The 18,419-nt window shown below is 65.2% G+C and carries 18 protein-coding genes; 5 read left to right on the top strand and 13 right to left on the bottom strand.

Annotated elements, in window-relative coordinates:
* Positions 1-28 precede the first annotated feature (28 nt).
* Complete coding sequence (gene hisC, locus K1X11_RS20335; RefSeq protein ID WP_221029419.1) at positions 29-1,126, bottom strand: histidinol-phosphate transaminase; 1,098 nt, start codon at positions 1,124-1,126, stop codon at positions 29-31.
* A 55-nt stretch (positions 1,127-1,181) separates the two neighbouring features.
* Between hisC and K1X11_RS20330 the strand changes: the two genes are divergently transcribed.
* Positions 1,182-2,318: an SAM hydroxide adenosyltransferase gene (locus tag K1X11_RS20330; protein ID WP_221029420.1), complete on the top strand. Its 1,137-nt coding sequence runs from the start codon at positions 1,182-1,184 to the stop codon at positions 2,316-2,318.
* A 25-nt stretch (positions 2,319-2,343) separates the two neighbouring features.
* Here K1X11_RS20330 and K1X11_RS20325 read toward each other — a convergent pair whose 3' ends face one another.
* The 3 genes from K1X11_RS20325 to K1X11_RS20315 form a co-directional block, all read right to left on the bottom strand.
* Entirely contained in the window at positions 2,344-2,940 is a 597-nt protein-coding gene (locus K1X11_RS20325) for an HAD family hydrolase (protein ID WP_221029421.1), read from the bottom strand.
* A 65-nt stretch (positions 2,941-3,005) separates the two neighbouring features.
* Positions 3,006-4,733, bottom strand: coding sequence for a sodium:solute symporter family transporter (locus K1X11_RS20320; protein WP_221029422.1), 1,728 nt, complete (start codon positions 4,731-4,733; stop codon positions 3,006-3,008).
* A gap of 169 nt (positions 4,734-4,902) precedes the next feature.
* Positions 4,903-6,321, bottom strand: a complete 1,419-nt coding sequence (locus tag K1X11_RS20315; protein ID WP_221029423.1) for a glycoside hydrolase family 30 protein — start codon at positions 6,319-6,321, stop codon at positions 4,903-4,905.
* A 170-nt stretch (positions 6,322-6,491) separates the two neighbouring features.
* Here K1X11_RS20315 and K1X11_RS20310 point away from each other — a divergent pair, with 170 nt between their 5' ends.
* Both K1X11_RS20310 and K1X11_RS20305 read left to right on the top strand, forming a co-directional pair.
* A complete protein-coding gene (locus tag K1X11_RS20310) occupies positions 6,492-8,633 on the top strand; it encodes a histidine kinase (protein WP_221029424.1) in 2,142 nt (713 codons plus the stop codon).
* On the top strand, positions 8,630-9,271 hold the full coding sequence (locus K1X11_RS20305; protein ID WP_221029425.1) for a response regulator: 642 nt from the start codon (positions 8,630-8,632) through the stop codon (positions 9,269-9,271). The genes K1X11_RS20310 and K1X11_RS20305 overlap by 4 nt, the downstream gene beginning before the upstream one ends.
* Positions 9,272-9,312: 41 nt before the next feature.
* On the opposite strand, the gene K1X11_RS20300 is transcribed toward K1X11_RS20305, so the two are convergent.
* The 9 genes from K1X11_RS20300 to K1X11_RS20260 form a co-directional block, all read right to left on the bottom strand.
* Positions 9,313-10,422 carry an aldose epimerase family protein gene (locus K1X11_RS20300; protein ID WP_221029426.1) on the bottom strand — a complete coding sequence of 370 codons (1,110 nt, stop codon included), beginning with the start codon at positions 10,420-10,422 and terminating at the stop codon, positions 9,313-9,315.
* A 76-nt stretch (positions 10,423-10,498) separates the two neighbouring features.
* Complete coding sequence (locus K1X11_RS20295) at positions 10,499-11,302, bottom strand: lysophospholipid acyltransferase family protein (RefSeq protein ID WP_221029427.1); 804 nt, start codon at positions 11,300-11,302, stop codon at positions 10,499-10,501.
* A gap of 31 nt (positions 11,303-11,333) precedes the next feature.
* On the bottom strand, positions 11,334-12,077 hold the full coding sequence (locus K1X11_RS20290; protein WP_221029428.1) for a GNAT family N-acetyltransferase: 744 nt from the start codon (positions 12,075-12,077) through the stop codon (positions 11,334-11,336).
* A 170-nt stretch (positions 12,078-12,247) separates the two neighbouring features.
* Positions 12,248-12,991, bottom strand: a complete 744-nt coding sequence (locus K1X11_RS20285) for a GNAT family N-acetyltransferase (RefSeq protein ID WP_221029429.1) — start codon at positions 12,989-12,991, stop codon at positions 12,248-12,250.
* Positions 12,988-14,118, bottom strand: a complete 1,131-nt coding sequence (locus tag K1X11_RS20280) for an ATP-grasp domain-containing protein (protein WP_221029430.1) — start codon at positions 14,116-14,118, stop codon at positions 12,988-12,990. Before K1X11_RS20280 ends, K1X11_RS20285 begins: the two co-directional genes overlap by 4 nt.
* A complete protein-coding gene (locus tag K1X11_RS20275) occupies positions 14,087-14,542 on the bottom strand; it encodes a YHS domain-containing (seleno)protein (protein ID WP_425503838.1) in 456 nt (151 codons plus the stop codon). The genes K1X11_RS20280 and K1X11_RS20275 overlap by 32 nt, the downstream gene beginning before the upstream one ends.
* Before the next feature lie 8 nt (positions 14,543-14,550).
* Positions 14,551-14,985, bottom strand: coding sequence for a hypothetical protein (locus tag K1X11_RS20270; RefSeq protein ID WP_221029432.1), 435 nt, complete (start codon positions 14,983-14,985; stop codon positions 14,551-14,553).
* 30 nt (positions 14,986-15,015) lie between these two features.
* On the bottom strand, positions 15,016-15,771 hold the full coding sequence (locus K1X11_RS20265) for an NRDE family protein (RefSeq protein ID WP_221029433.1): 756 nt from the start codon (positions 15,769-15,771) through the stop codon (positions 15,016-15,018).
* On the bottom strand, positions 15,759-16,295 hold the full coding sequence (locus K1X11_RS20260) for a DinB family protein (RefSeq protein WP_221029434.1): 537 nt from the start codon (positions 16,293-16,295) through the stop codon (positions 15,759-15,761). Before K1X11_RS20260 ends, K1X11_RS20265 begins: the two co-directional genes overlap by 13 nt.
* 143 nt (positions 16,296-16,438) lie before the next feature.
* Between K1X11_RS20260 and K1X11_RS20255 the strand changes: the two genes are divergently transcribed.
* Positions 16,439-17,611 (top strand): sensor histidine kinase, encoded by a 1,173-nt coding sequence (locus K1X11_RS20255; protein WP_221029435.1) that lies wholly within the window; start codon positions 16,439-16,441, stop codon positions 17,609-17,611.
* Positions 17,608-18,282, top strand: a complete 675-nt coding sequence (locus tag K1X11_RS20250; RefSeq protein ID WP_221029436.1) for a response regulator — start codon at positions 17,608-17,610, stop codon at positions 18,280-18,282. The genes K1X11_RS20255 and K1X11_RS20250 overlap by 4 nt, the downstream gene beginning before the upstream one ends.
* Positions 18,283-18,419: the final 137 nt, after the last annotated feature.

The following is an 18,419-nucleotide window of genomic DNA, read 5'->3' as shown; positions in this document are numbered from 1 at the left end:
AGACTACTGCTCAGACCCGATCGCCGTTTCAGCTCGAACGGGCCGTTTGCCTCAGCGCTTCCAACAGCCGCGCATTCTGCTCCTCCGTGCCGATCGTGACCCGCACCCACTCGGGGAGCTGATACGGTCCCAGCGGTCGCACGATCACCCCGGCTCGCTGCAGCTCGGTATAACACCGGGCACCGTCGCCGACTTTCACCAAGAGGAAGTTCGCCGCACTCGGCACATACTCCAGCCCCGCCGCCGCCAGGCCCGCCATCAGTTGCTCGCCGCCCGCCCGGTTCGCTTCCCGACAACGCGCCACCCAAGCCTCATCCGCCAATGCCGCCATCGCACCGACTTGGCCGATCGTGTTCACATTAAAGGGCTGCCGCACCCGCTGCAGCATACTCGCCATCTCCAGCGAAGTCAGCGCGTAGCCGACTCGCAGCCCCGCCAAGCCGTAGATCTTGGAAAACGTCCTCAACACCACCACCGCTCGGTCGCCCGTCAGCAGATCGGTCCAGTCCGGCACCGGATCCAGATACTCCGCGTAAGCCTCATCGAGCACCACCACCACATGCTGCGGCAGCCGCTCGATCCACGCCCGCACCTCCTCGGCCGGATTTAAGGTGCCCGTCGGATTGTTCGGACAGGCCAAAAACACGATCCGCGTCCGCTCCGTGATCGCCCGCTCCATCGCCGCCAGATCATGCACGTGGTCCACCAAGGGCACCTCCACCGGTGTCGCCCCAAACAAGAGCGTGACCAGTTTGTAGACGATAAAGGCCGGCGCCCCCATCACCGCCTCATCGCCGGGCCGCAGGAACACATGCCCCAGCAACTCCAGCAATTCGTTTGAGCCATTCCCGACCACCAGCTGCGCCGCGTCCACCCCATGATGGGCCGCCAACGCGTCCCGCAACGCCACGCATCCGCCATCCGGATACAACTCACAATCTTCCAACGCCGCCTTCATCGCCTCGATCGCCTTCGGGGAAGCGCCCAGCGGATTCTCGTTCGAGGCCAGTTTGATGATGCCGTTCGGATCGAGCCCCAACTCCCGCGCCACGTCCTCGATGGGACGACCCGGTTCATACACCGGCTGCGTCAATACACTGGGATTCACGAGCTCACGAAGATTCATGCCGCCATCCCAACACCATTCGACAAGCCCACAAAAGCCAAATACGTCTGCTCCCATGCGCCGCCCTGCTCTTTCTTTCACCGCCCTGCTCCTCGGCCTGCTGGTGCTCCCGCGCCTTATCGCCGCGCCCGCCACGACCGTCCTCACCGGTGAGATCGAAGGTGCCAAATATACCATCGCCGCGCCAGCCGCCCGCGCCGATTGGAATGGCAACCTGCTCCTCATCGCCCACGGCTACCGCCCCGAAACCGCCCCGCTCGTCGCCGACCTCAACCCTGCTCAGGCCGCCTACGCCACCTTGCTCGCCGAGGGCTGGATCGTCGCCAAAACCAGCTACCGTCGCAACGGCATCATTGTGCAGGATGCCATCACCGACCTCGCCAATCTCCACGCCCACATTCGCGCCCAGTTTGGTCCGCCGTCCCGCTCCATCGTCATGGGCGACTCCATGGGCGGCACCATCGCCACCCTGCTCGCCGAGTCCGAGTCACCGCCCTACGACGGTCTCATCGCCATCGGCGCCGCGCTCGATCTGCGCGAGGACAACGGCGCCGGCGCGGTCAACCTCCAGCCCCGCCATCCCCTGCTCTTCATCGCCAACCGCTCCGAGTTTGAAGGCCCCAGCGCCTACACCGAAACCGTCCTGCAGCGCCCGACCTCGGTCGCGCTCACCGCCCCCGCCCTCTTTCGCGTCGATCGCGATGGCCACGTCAATGTGAACCAAGCCGAGCGCCTTTACGCCATCCGCGCCATGGAGCTCTGGCTCGAACACGGCTCCCGCGCCCTCCCCGACGACGCCCAGACGCCAGCGTCGCCGCACGACGGCACCGTGCAACCCGTCGCCCGCGACTCCGCGGTCACCTTCGACGCCGATGGCCGCGGCTTCACCGCCACTGTCACCGACGTCTCCGCCATCTACGGCAACGTCTGGCTCAACGCCCAACCCGCCGACTTCGCCGCCATCGGCCTCACCTCCGGTCTCTGGGCTCGCCTCACCGCCGGCGACGAAACCTACCGCGTGCGCCACGGCACCGACTTCTCCGATGTCGAGCGTGGCCAATGGGTCGTCTTCCCCAACGCCGACGGCTTCTACTGGCTGTCGCGCAACTGGGCCAATGCTGCCGAAACTGCGAACCTGCAGCTCGGCGACACCGTGCATATCCGCCGTTTCGATACAGCGGAGAAGAACTGAGCCCGCCGCCGAGCCTCGCTCGAATTCAACCGCGGCTCGGCACCCGCACCACCGCCATGCCGGCGGCTTCGGCGGCTTTGATGCCCGGCACCGCATCCTCAAAAACCACACACTCCGCCGGCGGCACGCCCATGCGTCGCGCCGCTTCGAGGAACATGTCTGGAGCCGGTTTGCCGCGACCCGGCGCCACGTCCTCCGGGGTCACCACGATCTCAAACACATCATCCAACCCCGCCGCTTTGATCGCCGGATGCGCGATGAGCGGCTCGCCGCCCGTCGCGATCGCCACCGGATGCGTCTTCGCCATCTCCCGCGCAAACGCCGCCACCGGCTCGATGACCTTCACCTCCGCCAGACAGTCCAGATAGAGCTTCTCCTTTCGGTGCGACACCGCCGCGGCGTCGATCGTCAGGCCGTAATGCTCCCCCATCTTCTCCGCCACACCCAGCGTCGGCACGCCACCAAGGCTGTAAAACAGATCCTCATCGAGCGTCCCCGGCACGCCCGCCTCCTGCATGGCGAGATCCCACGCCCGGTAGTGCACCGGCATGGAATCGATGAGCGTGCCATCGAGATCGAAGATGTAGCCACGGAAGCCGCGATCGGGAAATTCTATCTGCATAGCCCTCCAGCCAAGGGTCGCATCCCGCCAACTTGCAACCCTCGGCGCGACTTCCGCGCGCTTCGTTACCAGAAGATCACGTAGAAGATCAGCGTGAGCACACACACGCCGATGCCCACCAGCTTGGCGCCGGAGGAGCTCTTCAACTCAATCGCGCTATTCACTGGCATTTCCACCGGACGCGACAGCGGGGCAAACTTCGTGACCACCAAACCGACGGCGATGACGAGGAAGAAGCACAACGCCATGCGATCGAGGAAGGCCATCTCCTCCGAATACCACCAGCCTTGGTTCACCAGGATCGGACCGACGACCCACTTGAAGGCCGCATAAGCCACCGCGTTGATCACGATGCCCAGCCAGCCGAAGAAGCGCGGGGTGCGCGGCGAGAAGAAACCGAAGATGAACACCGCCAGAATGCCGGGCGAAATGAAGCCCTGGAATTCCTGAATGTAGGCGAAGATCGAAGTGAGCTTGTTGAGCTGCGGCGCGAGCAGGGCCGCCAGCACGACGAACACCGTCACGAATACCTTGCCCATGCGCACGAGCTTCATCTCGTCCTTCTCGCCAGTGAAGCGGGCATAAAGGTCCATCGTCGCGATCGTCGAAGCCGAGTTGAGCATCGAGGCCAGCGAGCTGATCACCGCACCGGCCAGCGCCGCCAACACGAACCACGAGATCAACGGCAGCGGTTTCACCAACTCGCGCACCAACACCGGGAACGCCGCGTCGTAATCATAGCCCCCACCGGGCAACGCCATTTCCGCACTGAAGAGGTTGAAGGCCATGATGCCCGGAATCACCACCACGAACGGGATCAGCAGCTTCAGGAAGGCCGCAAACACGATGCCCTTCTGGCCCTCGGCCAAGGACTTCGCGCCCAGCGTGCGCTGCACGATGTATTGATTGAGGCCCCAGTAAAAAAAGTTCGGGATCCACAGGCCCACCAGCAACGCCGTCCACGGAATGTCACTGTCTTCCTTCGGCCGCACCATGTGCACCTTGCCGCCGGAAAGGTTGTCACCGTTGCGCACCTCGGCTTCGCCATCCTTGCCGTCGTTGAGCAACATAAAGCGTTCCCACGGACCGGCCGCTTCGAGATCCTCGACCGTCGCCGAAGAGTTGGCGACCTTGGTCAGGATGAGTTCTTCGGCCGGCTTGTTGGCGAGCACGTTGAACGCGAGCACCGCCACGATCAGACCACCCACGATCAGCGCCGAGCCCCACACGAGGTCCGTCCAGGCACAGGCGCGCAGACCGCCGATATACACATACACCGCCGCGAAGATCGCGATCAGCCAGCAACAGGCGGTGAGGCTGTTGAGCACCGGCACGTCATGGTAGTAGGCCGACACAAACTTCGCGCCCGAGAAAATGACCGACGAGGTCGTCACAAACACCAGCGTCACGATCGCCGGAATCGCCATCGCCATGCGCGACACCGTGCCGAAGCGATACTCCAGAAATTCCGGGATGGTGTAGAGGCCCGCCTTCAGGAACTTCGGCAGGAACCAGAATGCCACCACCACCAGCGTGATCGCCGCCATCCATTCGTAGGACGCGATCGCCATGCCGAGCCAGTTGGCCGACGAACCCGACATGCCCACAAACTGCTCCGTGGAAATGTTGGCCGCGATGAGCGAGAAGCCCACCAACCACCAGGTCAGACCGCGGCCGGCCAGGAAGTAGCCGCTCGCGCCCGAGTCAGCGGCGGAATCCTTACTTTTCCAGATTCCGAGCCAGATGACGCCGACAACGGCGGTGACAAACAAAACGACTTCGAGGAGGTGCATGAACGTTGAAGGAGGGGGCTTGCTTGGGTGGGATGGAACGCGGCTCACTCACCCGGTGGGTGGGCGGTCGCGACGCGAAGTCTGACCAGCGCGACCTCGGCAGCGCAAGCCGCGGGTCTGTCCAAATCTTGCTCAAACCCGCGCACTGGCCTTTCGCCAATCAGCGGCATCAGCGGTTCTGGACGTAGGTGCGAATGCCGCGCGCCGGCACTTCGATCGTGCCCAGCGTCGCCAACGCCACGCGCTGCGGGGCGTCGGTCTCATTCATCACCACGACAACCACCGCGCCATCCGGATTGGCAAACGCGATCGTATCCAGATTCTCATTTCCGCAGGTCGAGGCGATGCGCACCGCGCCCGGTTTCACAAAGCGGCTGAAGTGCCCGATGTAATAAAACGAGGGGCCGTAACTCACCTCCAGGGTGTCGGTGTTCACGATCACCGGCGCGTCACAGAAGTTGCCCACGTGGTTGGGACCACCGCGCTGATCGAGCACGATGTTCCAATCGATGAAGCCCACCACCCAATTGCGGAAGTCGCCCATCATCTGCCGGGCGTAGCCTTCACCGTGCTTCCACGCGCCGATCGCGTCGCCGCCTTCCCAGCAGCCTTCGGTGAATAGAATCGGCTTGTCCGGATACTTTGCATGCACCCGCGAGGAGGCCTCAAAGTCGTTGCTCACATACCAGTGCAACCCGAGGCCCCACAGGTATTGCGCCGCTTCCGGATCACCCAACGAGGCATCCGCATGCACCTCCAGAATGTCGCGGTTATGGTCCAGCGCCATGAGCTTCACGTCACTCATGCCCGCCCGCACCAACGCCGGACCGAGGTGGTTTTTTACGAAGTCGCGTTCCTGCTCCGGCGTGTAGAGGCAGGACTCCCACACCTGGTGCGCCTGCGGTTCGTTTTGCACCGTGAGGCCCCACACCGGAATGCCTTCCTCGTCCTGCATCGCCTGCACGAACTTCACAAAAAACTCCGCCCACACCGGCGCATACTCGCCCCGCAACGACCCGCCGTCATCCATGCGATAATTGGTCTTCATCCAATACGGCGGGCTCCACGGCGAGGCCACCAACCGCAGGGAATCACCGCCCGCCGCCGTGCGCGCCTGATGGATCAGCGGCAGCACCCAGCGTCGCATCGGATCGAGGCTAAAGTGATGCAAATCATAGTCGCCCGCCACGTCGTCGAGCGACCACATGTTCAGCGAAAAATCACAGGAGTTGATGTGCGTCCGCGCCAACGTGTAGCCGATGCCCTCCGCCGGATCGAAATAGCGGCGAATCACTTCCGCGCGCCGTTCCGCCGGCAACTGCTCCAGCACCCAGGCCGACGATTCCGTCAACGCGCCGCCAAACCCCACCATCGTCTGAAACTGCTCCGCCGGCTCAAAACTCAGCGTCGCGCGCGCGGCCTCTCCCCCCACCGCTTCGGCTGCAATCGGAGTTAAGCGATGGTCGTTGTCACGGGCGGTTTCATACGCGGTCCAAGTGGAGGCCGCCGAGGCCGTGGTCGCGCCGAGCGCCGCCGCGGCGGAAACCGCCGTTACCAAATGAGAAAGAGAGCCAATCGGGGAGGTCATGGGGAGAAAACAACGAGGGGTTGGGAGACGTCGGACGCTCGCTCATGCGGGCCGACCGGAAGGGTTTTCATCGTAGCGTTTCGCCCCCCGCCCCCGCATCCCTCTTTCGGGTGATCGGTCGCGCTTGGATTTGCCCGCGCACCCGTCCCCACCCCAAGCTGCACTCCAACGTGATCCCGCCCCGCCTCCTCTCCGCTCCCCCCCTCGCCCCCCGTCTGGGGTGGCTCGGCCTCGGCGCGGTTTGGCTCGGACTCCTGCTTGCACTGCCCCTCAGTTCCGTCACCACCGCGCAAACGCTGCGCAACGCGGCCGACGTGCTCGCCCTTTCGCCCGAACGTGCCGCCGCCGGGCTGCCTGTCACCGTGACCGGGGTGGTCACCGCCGCCGACCCAGCGTGGCACGGCCAGTTTTTTGTGCAGGACGAAACCGCTGGCATCTACGTCGACGCCCGCACTGAACCCGCCCCCGCCCCCGGCACCCGCGTCGAGATCCACGGCACCTCCCATCCCGGCGACTTCGCCCCCGTCATCGGTGAGCCGCAGTGGCGCGTGCTCGGCCCGGCGCCCCTCCCGCCGGCTCGACCCGTTTCCGCCGACCGCCTGATGAGTGGCAGCGAGGACTGCCAACGTATCCGTATTGTGGGCACCGTGCGTCAGGCTCACCTCGACGCCAACCAATGGCGCCTCATCCTCGCCGTCGAGGGCTACCGCCTCACCGTCTTCATTCCTTCGCTACCCGACGCCACGCCCGATTCCCTCCTCGGAGCCCGGTTACAAGTCAGCGGCACCGCCGCCACGACTTACCACACCCCCGTCCGCCAGTTGTTGGATGTGCGCCTGCACGTGCCGCGCCCCGCCGACGTCGAACTACTTTCCACCGAGTCAGCTCCCCCGTGGTCCGCCGCACCGCTCCCGCTTCAAGCCGTCGCCCAATACCGCCCGGGCAATACGTCCTCCAATCGTGTCCACGTCGCCGGCGTGCTCACCCTCCAACGACCCGACGGCCTCGCCTTTCTGCAGGATTTAACCGGCGGACTACGCCTCGATCCGATCCAACCCGACCTGCCGCCCGTCGGCACCGCGGTCTCCGCCATCGGGTTTATCGAATACGACAACCACCTCGCCGTGCTGCGCGATGCCATCCTGCGCCCCACCAACTCCGCACCTCAGCCCGCGCCACTGCCCGCCCCGGTCGCCGCACTCCGCCAAGGCCTGCATCACGGCGAACGCATCCGCCTCGTCGGCCATATCCTCGACGCCAGCTTTCGTCCGCTGCCCGCCACCGATCTGATCGAATCCTCCTGGTTGCTCCAAGCCGACGATCTCAGCGTCACGGTCAACCTCGCCCACGCTCCCGGCCAGGCACCCAACCTCCCCGTCGGCGCCACCGTCCAGGTCGACGGCGTCTGCCAATCCTCCCTCGACGCCTCCGGCCGCCTGATCGCGCTTCACCTGCTGCTCGCCACGCACGCCGACGCCGTCGTGCTCGAACCTCCCGCGTGGTGGACGCCCGCCCGCCTTTTCACCGCCCTCGGCGGCGCCGCACTCGCCCTCTTTCTCGCCGTGGCCTGGTCCCTCCACAACGCCCGCCGCAACGCGCTACTCGAAACCAAGGTCGCCGAGCGCACCGCCCAGCTCGAGGTCGAGATCACCGGACGCAAAGCCGACGAGCTGCAGTTCAAAGGTGCCCTCACCGAACGCACCCGCCTCGCCCGCGAACTCCACGACTCTCTCGAGCAAACCCTCACCGGCATCGCCCTGCGTCTCCAAACCGCCACTACACTCGCGCCCCGCGACGCCGGCGCCGCCGCCAACCACCTGCAGACCGCCCGTCTCCTCCTCCAACAAAGTCAGGTGGACCTGCGCCGTTCGATCTGGGACCTGCGCTCCCGCGAACTCGAACAATTCGACCTCGCCGACGCCCTGCGCCACAGCGCCGAGCATCTCGCCGAGGCCGCCGGCCTCACCTGCAACTGCGACTGCGCCTACCCACCGCCACGCTGGCCCGAGGTGGTCGAGGAAAACGTCCTGCGCATCGGCCAGGAAGCCCTCACCAACATCGCCAAACACGCCCGCGCCGCCTCCGTGCAACTTCACCTCCACACCGACGCAACCCAACTTGTCCTCACCGTCACCGACGACGGCATCGGCTTCTCCCCCGCCCCCACCGCCGAGCTTGGCCAATCGGGTCACTTCGGCCTCATCGGCATGCAGGAACGCGCCCGCCGTATCCATGCCATCCTTACATTCGAGCCCGGCCCGCAGTCCCGCGGCACCCGCCTGCAACTCGTCGTCCCCCGTCCCACGTCATGACTTCGCCTGCCTCTTCCCACTCCCGCGTGCGCATCCTCGTCGCCGACGATCACTTCGTCGTGCGCAGTGGTTTGGTTGCCCTCATCGAGTGTGAACCGGAACTCGCCGTCATCGCGCAGGCCAGCGATGGCGAACAGGCCGTCGCACTCTTTCGCGAACACCAGCCCGACCTCGCCGTGCTCGACCTGCGCATGCCCGGGCTCGGTGGACGTGAGGCGATCGAGCAGATTCGCCGCGAGTTTCCCGCCGCCCGCATTCTCGTGCTCACCGCCTACAACGGCGACGAGGATATCCACGGCGCGCTCGCCGCCGGTGCCTCCGGTTATCTGCTCAAAAGCTCCACTGGCGACGACTTGATCCCCGCCATTCGGCAGGTCTGTGGCGGCGGTCGTTGGATCCCGCGCGATGTCGCCAGTCGCCTCGCCGTGCGCGAACGTTTTGAAGCCCTCACCCCGCGCGAACTCGACGTCCTGCGCGAGACCGCCAAGGGCCTCGCCAACAAGGAAATCGCCGCGACCCTCGGCATCACCGAGAACACGGTGAAGGATCACCTTAAACACATCCTCGGCAAACTCCAGGTCGCCGGTCGCACCGAAGCCGTGACCGCCGCCGTGCAACGCGGCCTGCTCGAACTCTGAGCCCCCCTGCGGTGGGTCGGGCTCGAGATTGCGCCGCCCCGTCAGATCGTGCCAAACCGAAACGCCGTCACCGACCGATACGTCTCGCCCGGCCGCAAAATCGTCGACGGAAACGTCGGTTGATTGGGCGAGTCCGGGAAGTGCTGGGTCTCAAGACAAAAGCCCGAACGCGCATCGTAAATCGCGCCGTCTTTGCCTTGGTCGCCCGGCTTGATGAACGCGCCGGTGTAAACCTGCATGCCGGGCTCCGTCGTCAGCACTTCGAGCACCCGCCCCGAGATCGGCTCCATGACTTTGGCCGCGAGGTGCGTCGTGCCGTCGGCATCGTCAAACACCCAACAGTGGTCGTAGCCGCAGCCGATCTTGATCTGCGGATGATCCTCCGCAATGCGCGCGCCCAGCGGGCGCGGCGCCAGAAAATCAAACGGCGTGCCCGCCACCGGCGCGAGTTCGCCGGTCGGGATCTGTCCCGCATCCACCGGCAGGTAACGCGACGCGCCCTGCATCTGCAGGATGTGTCCGTCGATCGTGCCCTCACCCGCGAGGTTAAAGTAAGTGTGCTGAGTAAGGTTCACCGGCGTCGCCGCATCGGTCGTGGCCGTGTAGGTGATCTCCAGCGTATTCTCCGGCTTCAGCAAATACACCACCGTGACCGCCAAAGTGCCCGGAAAACCCGCCTCCCCCGCCGGACTCTCCAACTTCAAAGTCAGCCGTGCCGACTCGCCTTCCGCCGCCACCTCGGCCGCCCAGACTTTGCGATCAAACCCTTCCGGCCCGCCGTGCAAGTGACACGGGATGCCGCCCGGCGCATTGTTGGTCGGCAGCGTGTAAGTTTCGTCGTCCAAGGTGAACTGCCCCCCGGCGATGCGGTTGCCGAAACGCCCCACCACCGCGCCGAAATACGCGCCGCCCGCTTCGTAGGCCGCGAGGTCATCGTAGCCCAACACCACGTCGGCCAGCTTGCCCTCCCGGTCCGGCGCCGTCCAACGCACGATGATGCCGCCATAGTTGGTGATCTCGACGCGCATACCTTTGGCATTGGTCAGCGTAAACAGCTCGGTCGCCTCGCCTGACTTGGTTTCACCAAAGGGTTTCCGAGCGACGCTGGCCCAGTTGCCGGCACCGTTCAATTCGTGGGAAGTTGAGGCCATGGTGAAAGATCAGGTTGGAGGTTGGGAGTCGAGGCCGGGACTCAAGGCCATCCCCCCGCCCAGCACAAGCCAACGCTCACTCACGCCGCGCGCCCGATTCTCCGTGCAAAAGTGCCCGCACCTGCGCCTCCAGCTGAGCCGCGAGCTCCTTCCGATCGCCCTCCGCCGTCAGCACCGCCGCCCGCCGAACGTGCACCCGCACCCACTCCAGGCCCGCAAACCCGATCACATGCGGCAACAGCGGCATCGATCCCCACCACGCCACTTCCCAAGTCGCATCCCGCCCCGCCGGCACCTCGTAGCGCAAAGCCACCGGACACAGCGGCCAACTCGCCTTCACCGCCGGCTCCAGCATCGACGGACGAAACGGGTTCACGTCCTGCCCATCCGTGCTCGTGCCTTCGAGAAACACCACCAGGTTCACCCCCGCCGCCATCACCGGCGCCAACTGCTCCCCCACCCGCACGACATCCGCGCGCACTTGCCGCCGGATAAACAAGGTTCCCGCCATCCGCGCAAACCACCCAAACAGCGGCCAGCCCTTCACCTCCGACTTCGCCACAAACACCGTCGGCGCCAGCGCGGACAGCACCAAAATATCCATGTAACTCACATGGTTGGGCGCGAGCATCACCCCATGCGGCAACGCTTCCCCCTCAGCCACCACCTCGATTTTGAACGCCCGCAACGCTCGCCGACACGTCCGTTGCAACCAGCGTGCTTTGCCCGCCACCGAGGTCCGTTCCTCGCGCGGCATCCGCAGGTATTCCAACGCGCTGCCTCCAGCTCCACCCAGCAACGCCGCCACCCGACCAACCCCGCGCAGCGACCAACGCCACGGGATGGGAGGAGATGGGGTATTCGGTCCAAAGACGGCCATGCGAGCCGCCCATCACGCCCAAACCTGCCAGTCAGGCGAGGTATTTTCGCGCAAAGCGCGGCGACAACGCGTCGAGGTCGAGCACCGTCAGGAAGTCGATCGTGCCAAACTCGCGGTCGATCGCCGGCTCGCCACACACCCGCGCCCCCGCCGCCAAATACGCCACCATCAATCGCGGCACCGCCAACGCATCGGCCGTCCCCGACCGACACCGACAGGATGCCACCGGCCGCGTCCGCCACTCCGGCGCCGCGAGGTAATGCGCCGCGAGATTACGATACGTTTCCAGCCCTCCGGCTTCGTCCAACGACGACAACGAGCTGCAACCGATCAAATACCGCTGCCCCCGCCGGCGCGCATGTTGCATGATGGCGCGCCATAGCAACGACAGCACACTCTGGTTGCGATGCTCCGCCGCCACACAGGCGCGCCCAAGCTCCAAAATCTCGCCACGCCGCGCGGCGAACGGACCAAAATCAAACTCCTGCTCGCTGTAATAACCGAGGTGCGCCGCCGCCGAGAGTCCGGCCTGCATCCGATAGGTGCCGACCACCTTCCCGTCCGCCTGATCCGTCACCAACAGATGTTCACAAACCGGATCAAACCCATCCTCATCGCGCCCGATCATGTGCGACGCCACAAGCCCCTCGTTGAGCTCCAGATTAAACACCTCAAACCGCAGCCGCTGGGCGGCCCACAGGTCCTGTTCGTTCGCCGCAAAATGGACTCGATAACGCTCGGTGCCGACCGGCGGAAATGACGCTTGCACGCTCATGGGATAATAGCCGCCGCACCGGCCCCCATGGCCTTCGCGGCAGTTCAACTCCCTGCGCTGCGCCGCACCAGCTCGCAAGAGCGGCGCGCCCACGTCGGCGGATTGTAACCATCGTCACGCGGCCCTTGCCTGTTCGCCACACGGCCGTGACGTCGGCGCCGCGCCACGCCTCAACCCAGAAACTTTCGCGCCACCCGCGGCGCCAGCCCGTCGAGGTCGAGCCACGTCAAAAACTCGATCGTGCCAAACTCGCGATGCAGCGAGGGTTCCCCACAAATCCGCGCCCCGAGCATGAGGTAAGCCGCCATCAACTTCGGCACCTTCGCCGGCTCACTCGCCGGCACGTCACAACGATGATCCGCCAACGGCCGCGTCCGCCACGGTTCCTCCACCAGGTAACGTTTGGCCAGCTGCTCATACGTGCCCATGCCGGCGCCGGCATCCTGCGAGATGAGGGAACTGCAACCGACCAGATACCGCGCCCCATGCGCCTGGGCGTAGCGCGCGATGCCTTTCCACAACAGCCCGATGACGGTCTGGTTGCGATGCGCCTCCGCCACGCAGGCGCGCCCCAACTCCAGGATTTGATGCCGCGCCGGCTCCATCGGCGAAAGGTCAAACTGCGCCCCGCTGTAATACCCCAAATGCTGTGCCGCGCTCAGCCCGGTCTGCATGCGATACGTGCCCACCACCGCGCCGCTGTCGCGCTCCATCACCAGCATCAAATCACACACCGCATCAAAACGATCTTCGTCGCGTCCCGACGCATACGACTCCACCAGCCCGCGCTGTAGTTCCAAATTGAATACCTCAAAGCGCAGGCGCTGCGCCGCCGCCAAATCCTCCGCCCCGGTCCCCATGCGCAGGACATAACGTTCGGTCTCCACTTCGATCGGTGCTGCTATCGTCTTCATGCTTTTCGTTGCTCCTGTAATAGGGTCCACAGTTCCCGCACGGACCACACCCGTGCGCCGGCACGGCGATTGGCCGCGCCAATTTCAAATGCGATCCGCCACTGCCGGCACAGGGTGCGCCAGCCAAACCACACCGAATGTTTCGGGTCATACATCGCCGTGGCTTCCGAAGACACACCGTTCAGTTCGATGACCTTAAACCGCCCCGCCTGCATCGCCTCGGTCGATTCCGCGCGCAGGTCGTAGCGGCCAAAATAAAACCCTTCAAACTGCCGACTCACCGCCTCGACCGCCTGCACCAGTTCCGGCGTCTCCAGCGCCGCACCGTCCAAAAACATCGCCCCGCGGCAGTGCGTGCCGAGTTCGCTCAGCATCACGCGTTCCCCTGCCGCCGGCACTTCGCCCAACCGCGCGGCGAACTTCTGCCGGAAGAATCGCGCCATGCCCACCGCGCGCGCGTCGTTTAGGATCAACCGTTCCAGACTGCTTCGCCCGTCGCCCACCACGTGCACCATACGTTTGTCGGTGATCGCAAAAATCTCGCCCTTCGCCGCCCCCGGTCGCCGCACATAAAACACGCCCCACTCCACGCCCGGCACATACGCCTGCGCGATCAACGCCGTCGGCTCCGTCCGCAGCACGACCTCCACCTCCGCCGCGTTCTTGGCGATCACGACGCCCGAGCCACGCTCTCCTAGGTCCGGCTTCAGCACCACCGGATAACCCAGCTGATGCTCCGCCATAAACCGCCGCACCGCCGCGTTGCGCTCCGGAAACGCCCCCGGGGCGATCAGCGCCCACGTCGCCACCGCGTCGCCGGCGCCGGCCAGCCCTTCGAGGATGGCGGACTTGGAATACCCCACCAATCCACCGGCCGCCGGCATGCCGGGATTTGCCGCCGAGAACACCGTCGCCCCGCGATGCCACACCGCCAACCAAAGTCCGTAGAAAAACACTGGCAGATAGATCGCCCAGATCGGCCAATACTCCCACTGTGTCAGCCGCACCCACCGCGACACCGCCAGCCGCTGCCACCGCATGAGACCGCCGACGCCTCCGTCGACCGGCCCCGCTAACGACGTCGCACCGGCCACGTCACTCCTTTCGCAATGTGGGCCAGTAGCCATCGGCAAGTTCGATAAAACCGGGAATATCCTGCTCCCAGTCGCGTTGCACCTTGGGTGAATAGTTCAGATACAGCTTCCCGTCGACGATGCGCCACGCCTCCGGATCGATCGGCGCGAGTTTGTTCTGACTCACCGCCCACGCGCAGTAGCCGCCATACTGCGGGGCATACGCCTCCGGATCCTTCGCAAAACGATCCCGGTGTGCCGCGCTGGCAAAACGCCAGGTCGCATCCCGCCATTCAAATTCGAAGTCGCTGTCGCCCTCCACCGGTTTGCCTTCCGTGAAGTAGGCCACCGGGTCGTAACCCTTGATCGCGAGCCCGCGCCAGTTTGTATTCACTTCGTCAGCACGCAGGCCAAAGGCCAACAGTCCGGCGATGAGGAAGAGATTGATAAAACGGCCCAGCGTTCGGCTGCATTTGATCGCGGGATTCACGAGACACCTCCCGTCCGGCCGACCAGTTTGGGTCCGATTACCGGCAAGGTGCCGCGATACAGCCACAGCCCCACCGCGCTGCAGACCCACACCACGATGGCCAGCGAGAACAAAGTCCCGCCGTCGTCATTCACCACCACCCCGAGCGAGGTGAGATGAAAGAAGATCGCGCCGCTCATCGTGCCCACCGCCAGCGCCGCTCCCACGGCCACCAGACCGGGCACAAACAGCATCACGCTGGCGATCAGTTCCACGATACCGGAACCGATGCGGCCGATCGGCTCCTGGCCCACCGCGGTGAAAATCGCCACCGAATCGGGATGCGCACTAAACTTAAAAAACAGGGTCTGCAACAGGATCACCGCGGCGACGATTCGCGTCACCCAGCTCACCACCGTAAGGCCCTTCGAGAGTTGGATTGATTGCTTCATACGCGGCGTGGGAGATCGGCTTCCGTCGCCCTATTCCGCATTGATGGACGAAAAGACATCCTGCCGCGGCAGCCGCCATTGGCGGGGCCCACCGGCCACCCGCGGTGCGCCCGGCCAGTTCTGCGGCTCGTAATCCAACACCACCCACTCCGGCCCCACCCGCACCTGCGTGATGCTGCGGGTCGCCGCATCCGCCCGACTCATGTTGACCGATTCCGCCCCGCGCTCCGTGTCATGAGAATGATGATACGCCGCCAACGCCGCCGCATCGGCGTTGCGCGGATACGCCCGCTGCCGCGCCGCCACCACCCGTTCGGAGGCGTAGGAGGATGACGTCAGCGGCGCCGCCACGTCGTCGCCCTCGCGCAGCCGGATCTCTGCTCCATTCCAATGCAGGTGCGCCGCGCCGCCGTCGCCGTCGATCGCCACCAGATTAAACGGCGGCGTGCGGTCCAGTCCGCCCGCCCGCAGCGCCAGGCCGATGGCATCCGTCGCGGTGCCAGCCGCCGCCGCCAACGGTGCGAGACGTCCCCGGCTTTCGCGCGGCCCGTCGAGCGGTTCACTCCAGGTCGAGCCGTAGTCATTGAGCAGCGCCACGGTCACGCCCTGCTGATTCACCATCAGCCACGTGCCGCCGCTGTCCGGGTCAGTCGGCGCCAGCCAGGCGACGCCGCCGATGGTGCGAAACTCCCGCGGAGGCTCCTCCGCCGCCCGACTGTGCAGCTCATCGCGATTAAACCACAGGGTGTAGCCGGCTTCCGCCGGTCGCCAACTCAACGTGCACATGCCGGCTCCTGCGCTTCGCGATACTTGAGCGTCGAGGGCGCCATGCCAAAATCCTGCGGCACCGACGCGCCATGGGCCTGCGCGATCACCGCGATGAGCGCGAAATGATGCACCGTGTGATTGATCAAAAACTCCAGCTCGCGCTCCACCGAGGTCTGCATGGTGCCGCCCTCCACGCTCTCCGACGCCATGGTCAGGCGCTGACCGTCATGCGCCCCGCCCACCAGCGCCTGGAGGCCCGCGGCGATCTGCTCCCACGCCGCCGCCGCATAGTCGGCCAACGATTCGATCTGCAAGTCCCGGGCCCGATTCTCGTAGTCCAGCTCGCCCGTTTTCACCGCCTGCAGGAAGGCTTGGTAATGCTCGATCGCGTGCCGGAAATGCCCGCCCGCCGATGAGTTGAAACAGCCCGCATAGGGCCGGGTGTAGCGTTGCTGGCCGAGGCTCTGAATCACGCCCTGTCCTTGGGCCACAAGGACGAGGTTGGCTTGGACAGCCGCGGTAACGACGGAACGAGGGGGCACGAAGCGAGGCGATTGCATTACTCGTTCAGAGTCCAGCCACAGAAAATTATTCCGCGTAACAAACTCGTCACGACGCCCCGCCCGTTCACCGTGACCATCGACCTATTCCTTTCCGTCCCACCGATCTGCTACACTCCGCCGCCATGGGAACTTCGCAACGTGCCCCCGCCAAAGGTGACTACTACAGCATGCTGGCTTTCGCCGGCACCGGCTTGGGCGCGTTCACGTCCTTCGTCTTCATCAGCAACATTCACGGCGAAGCCTGGCGTCTGGCCGTCACCTTCCTGCTCGGCACGATCTACATTCTGATTGGAACGTTCTCCTACCGCTTCGATGACGAGAACACCCGCCGACAATCCGCCGTCTTCGCCCTGCAGGTTACGCTCGTGCTCATTATCGTCTACGTGAGCCCGATCCGCGGCTTCTTCGGCATCATCGCCCTGCCCCTCGCCAGCCAAGCCGTCTTCATCTTCCCGCGACTCGTCGCGCTCGCCTGTGGCATTGGCATCTACCTCGCCGCCACCGGCGTGTTTTGGATGCTCTACGGCTTCGATGTCTATCGTGAGGTGCTCGTTTCCTACAGCCCGGCCTACCTGTTCACCATGGTGTTTTCCTACGTTACCCAAAACGCCCTGCTCGCCCGCGAACACGCCATGGCTCTCAGCAACCAACTCGAGGCCGCCAACGCCCAACTCCGCGCCCAGGCCGCCCAGGCCGAGGAACTCGCCACCACCCGCGAACGCAACCGCCTCGCCCGCGAGATCCACGACGGCGTCGGCCACTACCTCACCGTCATCAACATCCAACTCGAGGCCGCCCGCTCCATCTGCACCAAAGACCCCGCCAAGGCCGCCCTCGCCGTCGAAAAAGCCGCCCGTCTCAGCCGCGAAGCCCTCGACGATGTGCGCCGCTCCGTCGGCACCCTGCGCACCGACAACCAACTCCCGCCCCTCGCCGAGGCCATTCGCAACCTCACGACCGACGCCGGTCTGCCCGTCGAACTCACCATCGCCGGCGAACCCCGCCGCCTCCCCACCGCCGCCGAACACGCCCTCTACCGCGCCGCCCAGGAGGGCCTCACCAACGTGCGCAAACACGCCCGCGCGTCCCGCGCCGCCCTCGCCCTCGACTTCTCCCACGACGCCCACATCCGCCTCTCCGTCGAGGACGACGGCCAGGGCGCCGCCTCCACGCCCTCCTCCGATGGCTTCGGCCTGCAGGGCATGCGCGAACGCATCGGTCTCCTCGGTGGCCAAGTCACAGCCGGGCCTCGACCCGCCGGCGGTTTTACCCTCACCGTCGAAGTGCCCGTATGAGCAGTCCGTCCTCCGCCTCGATCCGCGTCCTCCTCGTTGATGACCAAGCCCTCTTCCGCGAGGGCCTGCGCATCCTGCTCGAACAACACGAGCAACTCACCATCGTTGGTGAAGCCGCCGACGGCGAACAGGCCATCGATGCCGCCCGCTTTCACCGCCCGGACATCATCCTCATGGACTTGCGCATGCCTCGCCTCAACGGCGTCGAGGCCACCCGCCGCATCACCGCCGAGATGCCCGATTCCCGCGTCATCGTGCTCACCACCTTCGAGGACGACGAAGAGGTTTACGAAGCGCTCAGCGCCGGCGCCGTCGGCTACCTGCTCAAGGCCTCCCCCAGCGAGCGCGTCATCGAAGCCATCGAGCTCACCGCCCAGGGCCAGTCGTTCATCGAGCCCTCGGTCACGGCCAAACTGCTCAACCATTTTTCCCGCCTCGCCGGCCAGGAAACCCGCCGCGCCGCGCCCCAGCCACTCACCGAGCCGCTCTCCTCGCGCGAACTCGACGTGCTCAAACACCTCGCCACCGGCCACAGCAACAAGGAGATCGCCGCCCAGCTCGGCATCGCCGAAGGCACGGTCAAAAACCACATGAGCAACGTCCTCGGCAAACTCGGCGTCCTCGACCGCACCCAAGCCGCCCTCCGCGCCCGAGAGCTCGGCCTGATCTAAGCCCGAGCTCATCTTTCCCTTTATTCTTTATCTTTCTCTTTCTCCCCGCGCCCCGGAAGCCGCCCGCATCTCGCCCCGTCGGGAGAAAGAGAAAGATAAAGAGGAAAGAATAAAGATCACCAAAAGGTGGACGCGGA

It is taken from the genome of Actomonas aquatica, assembly GCF_019679435.2.
In the GTDB taxonomy this organism is placed as follows: Bacteria; Verrucomicrobiota; Verrucomicrobiia; order Opitutales; family Opitutaceae; genus Actomonas; species Actomonas aquatica.
The sequence above is the reverse complement of the archived record's forward strand: the minus strand, read 5'-3'. Positions and strand labels throughout refer to the sequence as shown.